We start from the raw sequence: 15,753 nt of genomic DNA on the forward strand, positions 1-15,753 counted from the left end.
GTAGGCACACCCCTGCGCCTGCGGGGCCCGCCCGCCCAGATGCGCGGGGAGCCATCCATCTGGGCCCCGCGCCTGCGGGATCCGCATGATTCCGACGACTCCAACGATTCGTCCGCGGTCGCCAACACCGCCAACCCGAGAACGTCCCCGCCCCCAGAGACGACCTTCTTGGCCTGAAGACGTCCTCCTTGGCCCGAGGACGACCCGGTGTGCCCGAGAACGTCCTGGTTCGCCCGAGAACGTCCCCATCGGCCCGAGGACGTCCCCATCGGCCCGAGGACGTCCTGGGTTCGGCCAAGACGTCCTCGTCGGCCCGAAATCCTCCCGAATGTGGAGGGTTTGGGGATGAAGAGGTCGTGTTCGGCAGGCCGGCACCCACCGAGTACGACCTCGCCGACCCGAAGACGACCTCCCGCACCCGAGAACGACCTCCGGCGTTGCAACCAGTGCCCGAACCGCCACGCCCACAAACGAGAAGAGCCTGTTTAGTGTCCTTGTTGGGTTTCGGCTTGGTCGGTGAGGTAGGTGGTGGTGCGGACGATGTTGTAGGCGGTGGTGGTGTTGGTGGTGGTGATGGTGCCGACTACGGGGGTGGTGGTGCCGCCGGTGGGGGTGTAGGTGGCTTGCCAGGTGGTGGTCAGGGTGGTGGTTACGCCTTGGGCGGTGGTGGTGTATTGGTGGGTGACGGTTTGGTTTGGCCAGGGGGCTCCGGGGTCGGTGGTGGTTGTGGTGGTGTTGTCGCCCCAGTTCCAGGTGTAGGTGGTGGGGGTGGCGTGGATGGTGACCTCGGTGCCGGCGATGGTGGTTGTGAGGGTTTGGGTGTCGGGGTTGGTGTAGACGATGAAGTCTTTGGTCAGTAGTACTTCCGGGCCTGGGGGTTGGCGGGTGATACCGGACCCGTCGGCTAGGAGGGTGGACACGTCGGTGGCGGTGACGGTAATTGCCACCATGGTGCCGTCCGCTGCTTGGGCGGTGGTTGTGGGGGCGGCGTCTGTGTCGCAGTCGGCGGGGTTGAGGAGGAAGGCCCCCACACCGGTATTCACGCTGGTTCTCATGCCAATGCAGGCTAGGTAGCGTAGTTGGGCAACTTGGGCGGCATGCTCATTGAATACGCCGCCCCCGACAGCGGTGTTCGCTGCGGCCGGCCCACCCGGCGCAAACGCGAACACCTGATACGACGTGTCACCAGTAACCGTCACCGAATTTGCGACCGCTTTAGCGTGGATTTGATTAGATGATTCACTGTCGTCGGCAATTGCGGACGGAATCACCCAGATGGATGCTACTAGTAATGTGGTAATCGTTGTTATCGCCAGGTTTGTGTGTCTCATTCTGATTCGCCGGCTTCCACTGTCCAATCGTCGGTATCCCAGTACATCTGGATCAGGAGCACGCCTTCCGACTTTTCTACTTGCCGGGAGGGGGCGCTCGCGCCTGGGTGTTCGGTGTGTGCCTGGGAAACGACGTTGGCGCGTATGACGTAGCGGTTGGGGTCCGCGTCGTCAACCCACCCATCCAGGGGTGTGATCTCCTGCTCCCACGGGTCGGCCCAGCCGCCCGCCTCGTGCAATGTGGTTGCGTCATTCAATGCGTTATTGCAGAATTCGCAGTTGTCGTCGCTCATGTTCTGCCAGGCGTCCAGGTCGCCAGTGGCGTACATGTAGGGGAATAGGTTGAGGAAGTATGTGGCTGCGGTGGCTGCGCCTTCGGGGGTGAACTCCGGGGTGTATGCCTCTGGTGGTTCCATGGCCAGGGCGGTGGCTTTGGCGGCGGTGTCCTCGGGCGAGAGTGTGGGCGTGGCGCTAGCGCTGGCGGTGGCGGGTGGGGTCCAGGTGGGGGTGTAGGTGGTGCGGTTAGTGGCGTTTGCGCAGCCTGCACCCAGGACGGTGAGGCAGATGGCCAACGCCGTGGCTCGGCGCACGTGAGCTGCTCGGTGCGCTGGTGCCGGGGTGTGTGAGTGTGCGGCAGTACGCGCCTGGTGGCATGGGCTGACGTGCGGCGTGGTGGCGGGTGTGGGCATGTTGGGGTGGCCTCCTCGTTGAGGGCCCGGGTGGGGTGTCGGCGGCGTGCCGATGCTGCGCAACCGTACCGTGACCCTCGCGGTCGTCGCCACCCGGCCCGCGGCCCCTGTGGATAACCCCAGGGCCGGGGCGGTCGGCGGAGCCGGCGGGCCGCCGGGACATGCCTCCCGCCAGTCGGGGAACGTCACCGGCACCGGTCTCGGCGAAGCGGAGGAATGGGGAGAGCTAGAAAGGCGCGGGAGCCGGGCGCTAGATGATTCTTAGGCCCGCATGTGCGGCGAGCGCGGGCGCTAGCTCCACGAGTTGATCGGCGCCCACCCACGCTCCTCGCAGGCCCGCGGCGTCGTCGATCTGCTCGAGTTGAAGTCCCCGCAGGTCCACGTCTTTGAGTCGACTCTCCCGGATCCGCAACTCGCCGACGCGGCAGTCGTCAAAAGCCACTCGGTTGAGCGTGGCGGCGGTCAGGTCGAGCGTGTCCACCGTGCAACCGCGTAGGCGCACATCCAGCAGATTGGCCCGCCCCAGCCCAAGGAAGCCGATGCGGCAGTCCTCGACCAGCACGCTGCGCCACTGCGCATCGTGGCATTCGCAGGCTCCGACCCGTGAGAACTCCCAGGAGACCTCTCTCCACACCGACCGCTGTGCGTGCAGCTCGGAGGCCGTCAGCCCGTCCACACGCGACTCCGCCAGGCGGAACTCCTCAAGGTGGGCGCGGTCTGCCCGCACATCCTCCAGGACGCACTCAACCAGCTCCAACCCGCGCAGATCCACCCCAGAGATGTCGACGCCGCTTATCCGGGCTAGGTCAACGTACCCTCCCGCACGCAGGACGACGGCGCCGGCGGACTCAAGGTCCCGCGGTCGGATCGGTTTCGCGCGGGGCGGCCGGGGGAGATGCCTGTCGGACACGGGGCTCAGGCGGCGTCGTCGGCCCGGGACTGCTGGACGCCGGCGCTGAGGTATTCAGTGATGATGGCCTCGCACTCGGCGCGATCGACCGGGCGGCACCCCTTCGCCACCCAGCCGGCGATCTTGGTGGGTTCCTCCCGCGCCAGTCGCAGTCCGCGGCGCAGCAGCACATGAATGGGCTTGCGATGCTCGGCCAGGTCCCGGCGCAGCCGGAACCACCAGGTCTGCAGGCGCGGGCGCCGCAGCACGAGCGCGTCGGCGAGCACGCCGGCCTCCCGGCAACGGTCCACGAGCTCCGCGGCGAACACGCCCTCCGCGACGTATGCCGGCAGGGCGTCCACGTCGAGGGTGGTGTAGTCGACGGTGGCGTTGTCCCGGATCGAGTACACGGGCACAGTCGTCGAGCCGGTGGCACACAGTTCCAGAATCGCCGTCATGGCCCGGTCGGCGTCCCAGGAGGCCGGGTTGTCCCAGTCTATGGCGCTCATGGCCTCGGCCCGACTGACACCGTCGGCGCCTGAGAACGTGCCGTCAAGCAGAGGCATGCCCGGCTCATCGCCGTCGCGATAGAAGTCGTCCAGTTTGAGGCGGTGTGCGCCGCACCGACGTAGCAGGGAGGTCTTACCGGAGCCGGACGGGCCGGCAAGCAGGATGACGCGGGTGCTCACGGGACCCAAGGCTATCCTGCCGGGCGGGTGCAGGCGGAAACGACGGGGTTGTCGGCAGACGCAAATGCAGATCGGAGTGGGCGGATCGGGGCAAGCGAGCATGCGATTCGAACGTGCGATCTCTGTCCCGGGGGCTGCCGTCGAAAGCGGCGAATTGGGTACTATCGCCGTGAGGGGCAAACATGAGGCGGCGTCATGGGGAACGTGCGAGAGGCTGAGGCCAGTGAACTCCTCGGGCTGATCCGGCGCGGAGAGGCGACCACTCGGTCCGAGCTTCAGGATCGTATGCAGCTTTCACGAGTCACGTTGGGCAAGCGGCTTGACGTGCTGCTGCGCTCGGGGCTGGTGGACGAGGCCGGGCAGGACGCCTCGACCGGTGGCAGGCCGCGCACGGTATTCCGAATTCGCCCCGGCTGCGGCGTGCTGCTGGCCGTCGACATCGGCAGCTCACGCACCAACCTGGCGGTGACGGACTTCGCCGGGACGATCCTGGTACGTGATGACCGGCTACTGGACCTCTCTGGCGGTCCTGGCACGGTGCTCCCCTGGGTCCGCCGTCGTTTGAAGGCAATGCTCAAGGAGATCGGCGCCGCCGACAGCGTCCTCGGTGTGGGAGTCTGTGTTCCCGGTCCGGTCGATCCCGTCTCACGGCGCCTGGTCCACCCGGCGCTCATGCCTGGATGGCACGGGGTCGATCTTGCCGCGGAGTTGAAAGAGGATTTCGACGGCGTCCCGGTGGCCGTGGGCAGTGATGTGCAGGTGACCGCACTCGGCGAGTACCGGATGCACTGGTCCAACCCCGACGGCATCATCCTGGTTAAGGCGGGTGAGGGAATCGCCGCGGCTGCCGTGATCAATGGCGTCGTGCGCACGGGCGCCACTGGGGCGGCCGGAGAGATCGGGCACATGCGGATTTCGGAGGGGCGGCAGTGCCGCTGCGGGCGATTCGGGTGCTTGGAATCGGTCGCCGGCGGCTGGGCCCTGCGGGAGCGCCTGAGCGAGGCCGGCTGGACGGTCGGCAGTAGTGAAGAACTGGCCGACCTGGCGCTGCGCGGGGACTCGCTGAGTATCGAGCTACTTGAGCTTTCGGCGCGACTCGTGGGCCGTGCGCTCGCGCCGGTCATTGCGGTTCTCAATCCCTCCGCGGTGGTGGTCGCCGGCGCCCTCGCCGACGGCGGAGCGGTGTTCCTGGACCCGTTGCGCGCCGCCTTGGAAGCCGTCGGGCCCCAGGAGGCGACTCGGCCGCTCGTCGTCGCGTCGGCGCAGCTGGGGGCCGACGCCGGCGTGGTCGGGGCGGCGCTGTTGGCTCAGGATCTGCTGACGGCCCCCGCGCATCTGGACATGCTGCTGACCCGAGTGACCTCACGGCGCCCAGACCAGGACAGTTTTGTAAAGCTCTTTACATAACGGGTTGTGGCCGGTATCGTCGTGTCCACCGGAGCCCACCGGCACACATGACGAGAAGAGGCAACGATGGCTGTTCTCACTCTGTCCACCGCTTTACCGGATACGTCCTTCCGACTCGACGTCGACGCGATCGACTGGCGTGATGCGCTTCGGCTGGCAGGGGAGGGGCTTACCGCTTCCGGGGCGGCGACACCCGAATACACCGAGGAGATGATCGCGGCCGTGGAGGAGCACGGCCCCTACATCGTCATCGCCCCCGGTCTCGCCCTGGCGCACTCGCGGCCCTCCCCGGCGGTGCTGCACACCGGCATGAGCTGGGTGCGGCTGACACACCCCGTCGACTTCGGCAGCCCGAACGATCCGGTGCGCCACATCATCGGGCTGGCAGCCAAGGACGAGCGGGAGCACCTGGACGTCATGGCCGCCCTCGCTCGCGCCCTGTCCGACCCTGTCGCTCGCACCGAGTTGGACCGTGCACCCACTCCCGCGGCGCTCCGCGCACTGCTCGACCCGAACTCAACCGACACCACCACCTCTACCGGATTGGAAGAAGAATGAACATCACCTGCGTCTGCGGCATGGGCATCGGCACCTCGATGCTGCTGAAGATGAACGTCGAGCAGGCCGCGGCCTCGCTCGGCCTTGACGCGGAGGTCAGCACCTCCGACATCGGCACCGCCAAGGGGGCCGCGCAGAGCGCCGATCTGATCATCACCTCGGCTGAACTCGCCGAGGAGCTCACCGGGCTGTCCACGCCGGTCGCCGTGGTCCGCAACTTCACCGACATCTCCGAGATCGAGGCCGCCTTGAAGGAGAAGACTCAGTGAACGCGTTGGTCGCGGTTCTCGATTTCATCAGCCAGGAGATCCTCAACGTCCCCGCCTACCTGATCGGCATCGTCGCCGCCGTCGGCCTGATCGCGCTGCGCAAGTCCGCCGGGCAGGTCATCGGCGGAGGACTCAAGGCGGCAATGGGCTATCTGATCCTCGGTGCCGGCGCCACCGTGGTCACGAGCGCGCTGGCGCCGTTCGGGGACCTGATCTTCACGGTTACCGGCGCCCACGGCGTCGTCCCGACCAACGAGGTCATTACCGCCCAGGCCGCGAGCGAGTATGGGACCACATCCGCCTATCTCATCGTGCTCAGCTTCCTGGTGATGCTGCTGCTGGCCAGATTCACGCCGCTGAAGTACGTGTTCCTTACCGGACACCACATGGTGTTCATGTCGACGCTGCTGGCCGTGGTCCTGTCGGTGGGCTTCGGCCCCGGGCACTCCGCCCTCGTGGTGGTGGTCGGCTCGGTGCTCATGGGCATCATCATGGTGGTGATGCCGGCCTTCGCCCAGCCGTACATGAACCGGGTCACCGGGGATGACAAGCTGGCCGTGGGTCACTTCAACACTGTCGGCTACCTGCTGGCTGGTGCGCTCGGCAGCGCCGTCGGCAAGCGCTCACGCTCCACCGAGGACATGAAGTTCCCGCAGGGCCTGCGCTTCCTACGCGACTCCATGGTCTCAACGACCCTGCTCATGCTGGTCCTGTATCTGGTGTTCGCCATCTGGGGCATGATCGCCGTACCCCGCGAGGAACTCATGACGGTCTTCGAGGGGACGCAGACCTCCGACACCTACGGCTCCTACATCATGGCGGCCTTTGCGCAGGCACTGCAGTTCGGGATCGGCGTCAGCATCATCCTGTACGGGGTGCGCATCATCCTCGGTGAACTGGTACCGGCCTTCCAGGGAATCGCCAACCGGGTGGTGCCCGGCGCCAAGCCCGCGCTCGACATCCCGATCGTCTTCCCCTTCGGCCCCAACGCCTCACTGATCGGCTTCATCGCCTCCTTCCTGGGCGGTCTGGCCTCGCTGGCGCTGATCGCCGTCTGGTTCGGGCCCGCCTGGGGGATGGCGCTCATCCTGCCCGGCATGGTCCCGCACTTCTTCGACGGCGGCGGTGCCGGGGTGTTCGGCAATGCCACCGGCGGGCGCCGGGGCGCGATCCTGGGCGGATTCGTCAACGGCATGCTCATCACCTTCCTGCCGGCCGCGCTGCTGACCGTCATGGGGTCCCTCGGCCTGGCCAACTCCACCTTCGGTGACGCCGACTTCGGCTGGTTCGGCTCGATCGTGGGCGTGCTCAGCCGTTTGGGAGCCGTCGGCGGTTCGCTCACCGCGCTCGGTTTCGGCGTCCTCCTGTTCGCCGTGGCCTGGTGGTACCAGGTACGGCTGGTGAACACCGGCTGGCTGCCCGCATCCGAGCGGGCGGCGCTGCAGGAGGAGAACAAGGCGAAGGCGGCGGCCGCCTGACCGAGGGCGGCTGCCTGAATTCGACGCACACGACGGGCCCGGCGACGGAAGTCGTCGGGCCCGTCATTACTACTGGTCGCGGTGTGTGGCTTGTGCCGGCCTCGCTAGCCGTCTCGACCGATCTCGGCACGTAACGTCTACCGACCTCGGTGAAGGGGGGCCGGTGATGGCTCAGGCGAGCAGGGCGCGCATGCGGGCGCGGGCACCCTCGCGCTTGAGCGCCGCCAGCTCCTCGATGTAGGCGGTGCGGAAGCGCTCGTCGTCGGCCAGGTCGCCGAAGATCTCCCGGTTGCCGATGAAGCCGAGCTCGTCGCCCGCCTCCTGCTTCTCGGCGAAGGGCCGCAGGTCGTCGGCCACAGGGATCGCCTCACCGTTCTCGTCGGTGCCGAGCACCCCCAGCGACCAGGCGGCGCACATGGCCGCGCCCAGGCGGATCGGCCCGCCCGCGGCGAGGTTGTCGCGCACGGTCGGCAGCACGAACTTCGGCATGCCGGAGGGGCCGAACTGCGCCAGCCGCAGCAGCGTGTCCGCGATCGCCTCATTGGTGAAGCGCTCGAAGAGCGTGTCGATGTACTCGTCCAAGTCGATGCCCGGCACCGGCAGCAGCCGCGGCCGCGCCTCGCGCTCCAGGAAGGCACGCACCCAGGCGGCAATGTCGGGGTCGGCGGCGGCCGTGTGCGCGTACTCCATGCCCAGCAGCCGGCCCCAGTGCGCCAGGCCCTGGTGGGAGGCGTTCAGCAGCCGCAGCTTCATCAGCTCATAGGGGACGACGTCGTCGACCATCTGCACCCCGACCTCCTCATAGGGCGGGCGTCCGGCCGGGAAGTCGTCCTCCAGCACCCACTGGGTGAAGGGCTCGGCCACCACCGGCCACGCGTCCTCCACATCCAGTTCGGCGCGCACCTCCTCAATGTCGGCGGGGGTGGTCTGCGGGGTGATGCGGTCGACCATGCAGTTGGGGAAGGCGACGTTGGCGTCGATCCAGTCGGCCAGTTCCGGGTCGGACAGGCGCGCCTGGGCGACGACGGCGGTGCGGGCGATCCTCCCGTTGCCGGGAAGGTTGTCGCAGCTCATCACCGTGAACGGGGCGGTGCCGGCCTCGCGGCGCAGCCGCAGCGCCTCCACGATGTAGCCGAAGGAGGTCTCCGGCTCGTGGGGGTGGGCGGCGTCGTGGGCGGCCCCGGGCGCCTCGGCGCGGAAGGCGCCGGTGGCGTCGTCGATGTTGTAGCCGCCCTCGGTCACGGTCAGGGAGACGATCCGGGTGGTCGGCGCCGTCATCACCTCCAGCACCCCGGCACGGTCCTCGGGGGCGAAGCGGTAGTCGCAGATGGAGCCGATGATGGCCGGCTCGTGGTGGCCGTCGGGGTGCTTGAGGGTCAGGCTGTACAGGTAGTCCTGGCCGGTCAGGGCGTCCCGCATGCGCGCGTCCTGGGGCAGCAGGCCGACCCCGCAGATGCCCCAGTCCAGGGCCTTGCCGTTGCGCATGAGCCGGTCGAGGTACATGGCCTGGTGGGCGCGGTGGAAGCCGCCCACGCCCATGTGCACGATTCCGGTGGTCAGGGCGGAGCGGTCGTAGGCGGGGGCGAGCGGGGAGGCGGCGAGTGTGGTGGTCATGATGGACATCCTTGTCTTTGATGGTGAATCAGTATCTTGTCGGTGCGTGGGCTTGCCGGGTGACTTTGGTGTGGCGGGCTGCGTGCGGGTCAGGCCTTGACCGCCTCCTTACGGGCATCGACGTCGTCGTCGAAGGTCTCCAGGATGCGGGCGTTGCCGGGCAGCTTCAGGGCGAAGCACAGGAAGAAGGAGACGACGTAGATTCCGGCCAGCGCCATGGCCACCCACAGGTAGCCGCCGGCGGTGGTCTCATCGCCCATGAGCAGGGTGACGATGGCCGGGCCCACGAAGGCGCCCAGGCCGGCGCCGAGGTTGAGGATGGCCAGTGCGTTGCCGGTCTCCCCGTGGGCGTGGGCGGTGATCAGCGGCGTGGTCGGCACGTGGGCGCTCAGGCCGATGCCGACGGCGGAGGTGCCCAGGGCGATGAGGAAGAAGTTCGGTCCGGCGACGATCGGGATCAGGTAGATGTACGCCAGCGCCGCGGCCGTAATCGGGGTGGCGAACCACTGCAGGGTGTTGCGCCAGCCGAGCTTGTCGCCGACCACGCCCCAGAAGACGTCGCCGAGGATGGCCACGAAGCCGAAGATGGAGAACTCAAGGATCGCCTGGGACTCGGGCATGCCGTACACCTTGTGCAGGTAGACCACGTAGTAGGCCTGCATGCCGTACTGGCCGGAGAGGTTGATGACCTTGACGATCCCGCCAATGGAGACCTTCGGGTAGCGCCACAGCACGGACACGGCTGAGCCGACGGACTCCACCACGGACTTGCCGCGGGTCTGCGCCGAGGAGGGGTGCAGCCGCAGGAACAGCATGCCGATCACGCCGCCCACGGCCGCCAGGATCCAACCGAGCCAGAGGGTGGCGATGTGGCCGATGTGCGGCAGCAGCAGGCTGGAGAAGTAGGAGCCGAGCAGCTGCATGCCCAGGCTGAAGGCGAACCAGAACCAGCCGGAGACCGAGGACTGCCGGGCGGGCGGGGTCACCATCATGGTCCAGGTGAGGAACCCGTAGGCGAACATGGGGTAGCCGAAGCCGCGGAACCCATAGAACAGGAGCAGCAGCGGCAGATTGTGACTGGGCAGGCCCACGGCGATGAACAGCGCGTCGAACACCAGGAATGACACCAGGCCGATCAGCATCACCCGCCGGCAACCGATCGCGTCACACAGGGCGCCGGACAGGAAGGCCGCAATGGCGACGACCACCCCGTAGGAGGTGACGATCATTGAGGCCTGGGAGACGGCGAAGCCGACGGCGTCGCTGGACAGGTAGTTGGTGATCCACACCGCCTCGATGCCGTCACCGATCACGAAGATGATGACCGCCAGGAATCCGGTGGCGAGGTTGGTGGGGAATCCAGTCTTCTGTATGGCTGCTATGAGCCTGTTGGAGGAGGGCATCGTTGCTCGATCACCTTTGGTCGCTGTTTCAGGGGCCGGCGTCCTTCGCCGGTGGCATCAAGTGTGGGACCGAGCGGTGACCGCCTCGGTGACCGGTTGCGGGCGTGCAGTTTGCCGGTGTCCGACTCCGGAAATGCCCGGATGACGCGGATCAAGGCGACCGAATAGGGTCGGAGTTTACCGAATCCGGACGCGCTGGTGACCGTTTCCGACAATGTTCACCCCGAGTCACGACCAGAGCGGGGCAAACTTGCGAGCGGTCGTCGATGCCATGTCGAGTGTCGGCGGCTGTCGGACACCGCGCTGAGTCAGACACTCCGCTTCAACTCAGACCCGGTCCACCTGCGGTCCGAAGGAGCCCAGCCGCCGCGCCGTCGCCCTCCGCAGCTCCCTGCCGGTGATGATGCGCTCCAGTGCGCGCACGTGCCCGAAGCGAACGAAGGTGGAATGGCCGAACTTCGTGTGGTTGCCGACGAATACCGCGCGACGGGCGACCGCCAGCGCCGCCTCCTTGACCGCGGCCACGGCCGGATCCGGGGTGGTCAGCCAGCCCGCGTCGGTGACGCCGTTGGCGCCGATGAAGGCCAGATCCGGTTCCATCTGTTCCAGCATGGTGGTGGCCCAGTGACCGACGGCGCCCAGCGTGGTGGGCCGGATCCGGCCGCCGACGGTGATCACGGTGTAGCGCGGTCGCTCGGCCAGTTCGAGCGCCGTGGGCAGGGAGGTGGTCACCACGGTGAGGGGGCGGTCGACGGGAAGCGACCGTCCGACCAGCAGCGGCTGGTTGCCCTCGTCGAGGAACACCGTTTCTGCGTGCCCCAGGCAGGCGGCGGCCGCCCGGGCGATGCGGTCCTTCTCGTCGGTGTGGTGGCTGGAACGGAAGGCGCGGCTGGTCTCGTAGGTGGCGGACTCGGCGGCCGTGACCCGCCCGTAGGTGCGGATAATGCGGCCGCTTGACTCCAGTTGGCGCAGATCTCGGCGAATGGTCTCCACGGATACCCCGAAGCGCTCCGGGAGCTCGGAGACCTCCATCTCGCCGCGTTCACGCAGCTCGCGGATGAGCGCCTCCCGGCGCGCGCGGGTGTCCGCGCGCGCCGAGAGCGGATCAGGGGTACCAGTGGTCATGGCCGTGCGTCGCAGGGTTGCATCGGGGTGCAAGTGCCTCCCGCGCGGGGCGTCAGTGCGCGATGACGACGCCCAGGTTGCGCGGGCCGTGCACGCCGTTGACGCGCACCAGCTCGATGTCGGAGGTGGCCGAGCCGCCGGCGATCCAGGTGGTCGGGCGCGTCGGGTGCTGCCCGAGCACGTCCACCGCCTGCGGTACCGTCGGCATGATCATCTCCCGCTCCAGGACCACCACGTGCTTGTCCGGCACCAGGGTGATGGCGCGCCGCCCCTGGTCGGGCTCGCCGTCCAGGCAGATCGTGCCCGACAGGGAGATCCCCACGCGCGAGCAGGTCAGCACCGCGTCGATCTGGTCGAGCTCCAGGGTCGGGATCGGCTCCTCCCGCGAGTCCTCGCGCACCGTGCGCCCGCCGCGCGCGGCCGCCTCCTTGTAGGCCTGCGGCAGCCCGGCGGGGACGACGACGTTCGTGGCCGCCCCGAGCAGCTCATCGATGGCGTCCAGGACGGCGGCGTCCTTGGGCGCCAGCACCACCTTGGCGGAGTAGTCCTCGAGCTTCTCGACCATGTCTGCCACCACCGGCTCGGAGCCGGGGGCGTCGGCGCCCACCCGGATGTAGTTGCGGGGGATATCCCGCACGGGCCGGCCCTGCTGGGAGCGGGAGATGGCCTCGCGGGCGCGGGCGAGTATTGCGGTCTTGGCATCCATCAGCGGTTCTCCTCGGGGATGGGCTGTGCGGCGGCGTCGGCAACCGTACGGGCGGGGGTGACGCCGTCCGGGTGAGTGCGCTTCCACCAGTGCCGCAGCGACTCCTTGGGAGCCACGGGCAGGTCGCGTGAGCGCGTCCACAGCGAGGCGGGGAACGGCAGGGCGCCGATCCGCCCGTCCTTCCCGAGCAGGCGCGTGGCCTTGACCCCCTCGGTGGCGGCCAGCCAGGCCTTGCCGTTGGACATGATCGGCGCCGTGGCGTTCATGGCCACATCCCACATGTCCGGCACCAGGCGGCGCTTGACGTCCACGCTGCGGGCGCGCAGGTGGATGAGGATGGTGGGAATGTCGATCTTGACCGGGCACACCTCCGCGCAGGCCCCGCACAGGGAGGAGGCGAAGGGCAGGGTGTGGACCGGATCGTCGTCGTCGAGCCCCTGCGTGAGCTGAGGGGTGAGGATCGAGCCGATCGGGCCGGGGTAGACCGAGCCGTAGGCGTGGCCGCCGGTGTGCTGGTAGACCGGGCAGATGTTCATGCACGAGCCGCAGCGGATGCAGGCCAGCGCCTGCCTGCCGATCGGGTCGGTGAGCACCTTGGTGCGGCCGTTGTCCATGAGGATGAGGTGGAACTCCTGGGGGCCGTCACCGGGGGTGACGCCCGTCCACATGGAGGTGTAGGGGTTCATGCGCTCGCCGGTGGCGGAGCGGGGCAGCAGCTGGGTGAAGATCTCCGCGTCCTGGTAGCGGGGGACCAACTTCTCGATGCCCATGAGGGTGATCAGCGTGTCCGGCAGGGTCAGGCACATGCGCCCGTTGCCCTCGGACTCGAAGATCGAGACCGTGCCCGTTTCCGCGATGCCCATATTGGTGCCGGAGACGGCCACCTTGGCGTGCAGGAACTTGCGGCGCAGGTGTGCACGCGCGGCGGCGGTGAGCTCCTGCGGGTTGTCAGAGAGGTTCTCGGGGGCGTCGCCCATGCGGTCCAGGAAGATGCCGCGCACCTCGGAGCGGTTGCGGTGGATGGCCGGAACCACGATGTGGGAGGGCATGTCGTCGGCGAGCTGGACGATCATCTCGGCCAGGTCGGTCTCGTGCGCGGTGATGCCCTCGTCCGCCAGGTACTCGTTGAGGTTGGTCTCCTGGGTGGCCATCGACTTGATCTTGACGACGTCGTCCACGCCCTTGGACTTGATGATGTCGGCGACGATCCGGTTGGCCTCGGCGGCGTCGCGGGCCCAGTGGACGATGCCGCCGTTGGCGGTCACATTGGCCTCGAACTGCTCCAACAGTTCCGGAAGGCGGGAGGCGACCTCGAACTTGACGGCCTCCGCCGCGTTGCGCAGGTCCTCCCAGTCGGGCATCTCGTCCACGCGCATTTGCCGCTTGTTGCGGATGGTGCGGGTGGCGTGGCCCAGGTTGCGGCGCATCTGGGTGTTGGCGAGGGTCTTGTGGGCGCCCTCGGGGAAGGTGTGGCCCCAGCGCAGCGTGTCCTGCGGGACCGCGACATTGGTGCGCCAGCCACCGGTGTGGGGCTGCTCGTCGGGGGCGGAGGCGGGCATGCCTAGAAACGTCTGGGTCATTACAGTCGCACCTGATCCTTGCTGGGCTGGAAGGAGACGTGGCCCTCGAACGGGGCTTCCTTGGTGGAGGCGAGAATCTCCGCCAGGTGCATGACGCGCACGCCGGAGTTGACGCGGGACAGGGCCCCGCCGATGTTCATGAGGCAGGAGTAGTCGCCGGTGCACAGCACCTCGGCGCCGGTGGACATGACGTTGGCGGCCTTGTCCGCGACCATGGCGGTGGAGGTGTCGGAGTTCTTGATGGAGAAGGTGCCGCCGAAGCCGCAGCACACCTTCTCATCGGGAAGCTCGATGAGGGTCAGGCCCTCGACGGCCCGCAGCAGCCGGTAGGGGCGGTCGCCGACGTGCGCCACCCGCATGGAGTGGCAGGTGGGGTGGTAGGTGACCGTGTGCGGGAAGTAGGCGCCCACGTCCTCCAGGCCGAGTACGTCGACGAGGAACTCGGAGATGTCGTAGGTGTACTTGCTCAGGGCGTCCACCCGCTTGACCAGGGCGGCGTCGCCCACGTGCTCGGCCACCAGCCGCTGCTCGTGCCGGGCGGCCCCCGCGCAGGACCCGGAGGGGACGACGACGGCGTCCCACTCCCCGTCCAGGACGGGCTCGAAGGTCTTGACGTGGTTCTCCACGATGGAGGCGGCCTGCTTGAAGTAGCCGGTGTTGGCGTGCATCTGGCCGCAGCAGGCCTGCCCCTGGGGGAAGACGACCTCGTGGCCGAGACGTTCGAGAATGGTGACGGTGGCCTGCGCGGCCTGGGGGAACATCGTGTCTGCCAGACACGTGGCGAATAGTGCTATGCGCACGGGTTGGGGTCCTTTCCTCCACGACAGCTTTGGCGTAACCGTGACCAGATTAGGGCAGTGACCGGGGTCGCTCCACCGCCTGTATGGGGAACCTTGGTGATCGCTCGGGGAAGCCTGGTATCACGCCGGAAAGTGGGAACTGTGGGGGTCGCCGCGCGGCCGGTTCCGGCGGCGTCACGGGCATGTCGGGGATCTCATTGCGCAAGCCCGCCCTTCGGTTTTCCTCACCTGCGACCAAGTCGGCGCCAGGGCGAAGCAGCGCAGGTGCCACCGTCAGCAACGCTGCACTCGCCCTGCCGGTCCGGGGGCTCGGTGAAGCGGCGCAGGCGCCGGAGTCCCGGCGGGTGGCTGTGGTAACGCCCCGGTGGGATGGAGCCGGCCGCCGTCGGTCGGCGGGATGGTTGTTGGCCGATGGCGTGGCCGCGGCTCCTGGTTGCCGGACGCCGGGGAAGCCGTTCTTTACTACGCCGGATCGGCCTCTACTACGCCAGTTAGCGGTTGGTTGTACGCCTGTGAGGCCTTCAATCAACCGCTAACCGGCGTACCCAACACCGAAGTGGCGTAGTAGAGAGCGGACTGCGGGAGATGGCGGCAGCAAACCCCGATGGTGTTCCCGGCGCTGTGCGGGTGAGTGCGCCACCAGGCGGTTGACCGCCCGGACCGTACCGATTCGTGTCGTTCCCGTCACCTGTGCTGGAACAGCCTGCTTCGGCACCTTCTCTCGGATCGCCTCATGTCCTTGGCCGGGAAGGCAGGAGCCAGGGAGGAGGTGGTGGCCGTGTCCAAGCCGAGGGGCCGACATGCCAAAGTCCGCAGGGGCAAGGGAATGGCCCGGCAGCTGAGCGAAAGCTGACCTGGTCCGGGCCATTGGTGTCCTTGTGGATGCCCTCAGCAAGTGGTTCAGCTGAGCCGCTTGCATCGGGCCTGAGTCGTGCCAGTTTAGTGCCCTGCGGCGTTCAGGTTGTTGAGGATTTGCTGTGCGGTCTGGGTGGTCTGGGGTTGGGCGGTGATGTGGTGGCCGTTGATGGTGATTGTGACTTCTTGGAGTGGTTTGAGTTCGCGGACGAGCCGTTTGATGCTCACACCGGTGGCTTGTTGTAGGTGGCGGGCGACGGCCAGGGATGCCATCACCACGGTGAGATGGGCCTGGATGGCGTCGTGGGTGTGGTGGAAGACGGGCCTGGCCCGCAGGTCGTGCTTGCTCATGCGCAAGTG

14 protein-coding genes and 1 pseudogene are annotated in these 15,753 nt (G+C 67.9%); 4 read left to right on the forward strand and 11 right to left on the reverse strand.

The window, feature by feature from the left end:
- Positions 1-485: 485 nt before the first annotated feature.
- The 4 genes from DRB06_RS15965 to DRB06_RS01770 form a co-directional block, all read right to left on the reverse strand.
- Positions 486-1,055, reverse strand: a complete 570-nt coding sequence (locus tag DRB06_RS15965) for a zinc transporter (protein ID WP_159097617.1) — start codon at positions 1,053-1,055, stop codon at positions 486-488.
- A 272-nt stretch (positions 1,056-1,327) separates the two neighbouring features.
- Positions 1,328-1,921 (reverse strand): DUF6318 family protein, encoded by a 594-nt coding sequence (locus DRB06_RS15970; RefSeq protein WP_181575157.1) that lies wholly within the window; start codon positions 1,919-1,921, stop codon positions 1,328-1,330.
- 349 nt (positions 1,922-2,270) lie between these two features.
- On the reverse strand, positions 2,271-2,777 hold the full coding sequence (locus tag DRB06_RS01765) for a pentapeptide repeat-containing protein (protein WP_258522111.1): 507 nt from the start codon (positions 2,775-2,777) through the stop codon (positions 2,271-2,273).
- A gap of 158 nt (positions 2,778-2,935) precedes the next feature.
- Positions 2,936-3,598, reverse strand: coding sequence for an ATP-binding protein (locus tag DRB06_RS01770; protein WP_108965856.1), 663 nt, complete (start codon positions 3,596-3,598; stop codon positions 2,936-2,938).
- Positions 3,599-3,883: 285 nt separating this feature from the next.
- Here DRB06_RS01770 and DRB06_RS01775 point away from each other — a divergent pair, with 285 nt between their 5' ends.
- The 4 genes from DRB06_RS01775 to DRB06_RS01785 all read left to right on the forward strand — a co-directional run bounded on the left by DRB06_RS01775 (position 3,884) and on the right by DRB06_RS01785 (position 7,310).
- Positions 3,884-5,005, forward strand: coding sequence for an ROK family protein (locus DRB06_RS01775; RefSeq protein WP_159097618.1), 1,122 nt, complete (start codon positions 3,884-3,886; stop codon positions 5,003-5,005).
- Positions 5,006-5,071: 66 nt separating this feature from the next.
- The gene (locus tag DRB06_RS15975) at positions 5,072-5,563 is read left to right on the forward strand and encodes a PTS sugar transporter subunit IIA (RefSeq protein ID WP_181575158.1); all 492 of its coding nucleotides are present in this window, start codon (positions 5,072-5,074) and stop codon (positions 5,561-5,563) included.
- Positions 5,560-5,832, forward strand: a complete 273-nt coding sequence (locus DRB06_RS15980) for a PTS sugar transporter subunit IIB (protein WP_181575159.1) — start codon at positions 5,560-5,562, stop codon at positions 5,830-5,832. Before DRB06_RS15975 ends, DRB06_RS15980 begins: the two co-directional genes overlap by 4 nt.
- Positions 5,829-7,310 carry a PTS ascorbate transporter subunit IIC gene (locus DRB06_RS01785; RefSeq protein ID WP_108965858.1) on the forward strand — a complete coding sequence of 494 codons (1,482 nt, stop codon included), beginning with the start codon at positions 5,829-5,831 and terminating at the stop codon, positions 7,308-7,310. Before DRB06_RS15980 ends, DRB06_RS01785 begins: the two co-directional genes overlap by 4 nt.
- A 171-nt stretch (positions 7,311-7,481) precedes the next feature.
- Here DRB06_RS01785 and DRB06_RS01790 read toward each other — a convergent pair whose 3' ends face one another.
- The 7 genes and pseudogenes from DRB06_RS01790 to DRB06_RS01820 form a co-directional block, all read right to left on the reverse strand.
- On the reverse strand, positions 7,482-8,924 hold the full coding sequence (locus DRB06_RS01790) for a mannitol dehydrogenase family protein (RefSeq protein WP_111818985.1): 1,443 nt from the start codon (positions 8,922-8,924) through the stop codon (positions 7,482-7,484).
- Between the two features lie 89 nt (positions 8,925-9,013).
- Complete coding sequence (locus DRB06_RS01795) at positions 9,014-10,327, reverse strand: MFS transporter (protein WP_092606554.1); 1,314 nt, start codon at positions 10,325-10,327, stop codon at positions 9,014-9,016.
- 327 nt (positions 10,328-10,654) lie between these two features.
- The gene (locus DRB06_RS01800) at positions 10,655-11,452 is read right to left on the reverse strand and encodes a DeoR/GlpR family DNA-binding transcription regulator (protein WP_111818986.1); all 798 of its coding nucleotides are present in this window, start codon (positions 11,450-11,452) and stop codon (positions 10,655-10,657) included.
- 52 nt (positions 11,453-11,504) lie between these two features.
- Positions 11,505-12,158, reverse strand: a complete 654-nt coding sequence (locus DRB06_RS01805; RefSeq protein WP_092606548.1) for an LUD domain-containing protein — start codon at positions 12,156-12,158, stop codon at positions 11,505-11,507.
- Positions 12,158-13,738, reverse strand: coding sequence for a LutB/LldF family L-lactate oxidation iron-sulfur protein (locus tag DRB06_RS01810; RefSeq protein WP_111818987.1), 1,581 nt, complete (start codon positions 13,736-13,738; stop codon positions 12,158-12,160). Before DRB06_RS01810 ends, DRB06_RS01805 begins: the two co-directional genes overlap by 1 nt.
- Positions 13,738-14,538, reverse strand: coding sequence for a (Fe-S)-binding protein (locus DRB06_RS01815; protein ID WP_111818988.1), 801 nt, complete (start codon positions 14,536-14,538; stop codon positions 13,738-13,740). The genes DRB06_RS01810 and DRB06_RS01815 overlap by 1 nt, the downstream gene beginning before the upstream one ends.
- A 939-nt stretch (positions 14,539-15,477) precedes the next feature.
- Positions 15,478-15,753 (reverse strand): annotated as a pseudogene (locus DRB06_RS01820) (IS1634 family transposase); the annotation flags it as partial.

The organism is Actinomyces sp. Z5 (assembly GCF_003287795.1).
GTDB lineage: Bacteria > Actinomycetota > Actinomycetes > Actinomycetales > Actinomycetaceae > Actinomyces > Actinomyces glycerinitolerans.

Excerpts from the sequence above, each read along its gene's own strand:
- DRB06_RS15965 (WP_159097617.1), bottom strand. The coding sequence starts at position 1,055 with ATGAGAACCAGCGTGAATACCGGTGTGGGGGCCTTCCTCCTCAACCCC.
- DRB06_RS01775 (WP_159097618.1), top strand. The coding sequence starts at position 3,884 with ATGCAGCTTTCACGAGTCACGTTGGGCAAGCGGCTTGACGTGCTGCTG.
- DRB06_RS15975 (WP_181575158.1), top strand. The coding sequence starts at position 5,072 with ATGGCTGTTCTCACTCTGTCCACCGCTTTACCGGATACGTCCTTCCGA.
- DRB06_RS15980 (WP_181575159.1), top strand. The coding sequence starts at position 5,560 with ATGAACATCACCTGCGTCTGCGGCATGGGCATCGGCACCTCGATGCTG.
- DRB06_RS01790 (WP_111818985.1), bottom strand. The coding sequence starts at position 8,924 with ATGACCACCACACTCGCCGCCTCCCCGCTCGCCCCCGCCTACGACCGC.
- DRB06_RS01795 (WP_092606554.1), bottom strand. The coding sequence starts at position 10,327 with ATGCCCTCCTCCAACAGGCTCATAGCAGCCATACAGAAGACTGGATTC.
- DRB06_RS01800 (WP_111818986.1), bottom strand. The coding sequence starts at position 11,452 with ATGACCACTGGTACCCCTGATCCGCTCTCGGCGCGCGCGGACACCCGC.
- DRB06_RS01805 (WP_092606548.1), bottom strand. The coding sequence starts at position 12,158 with ATGGATGCCAAGACCGCAATACTCGCCCGCGCCCGCGAGGCCATCTCC.
- DRB06_RS01810 (WP_111818987.1), bottom strand. The coding sequence starts at position 13,738 with ATGACCCAGACGTTTCTAGGCATGCCCGCCTCCGCCCCCGACGAGCAG.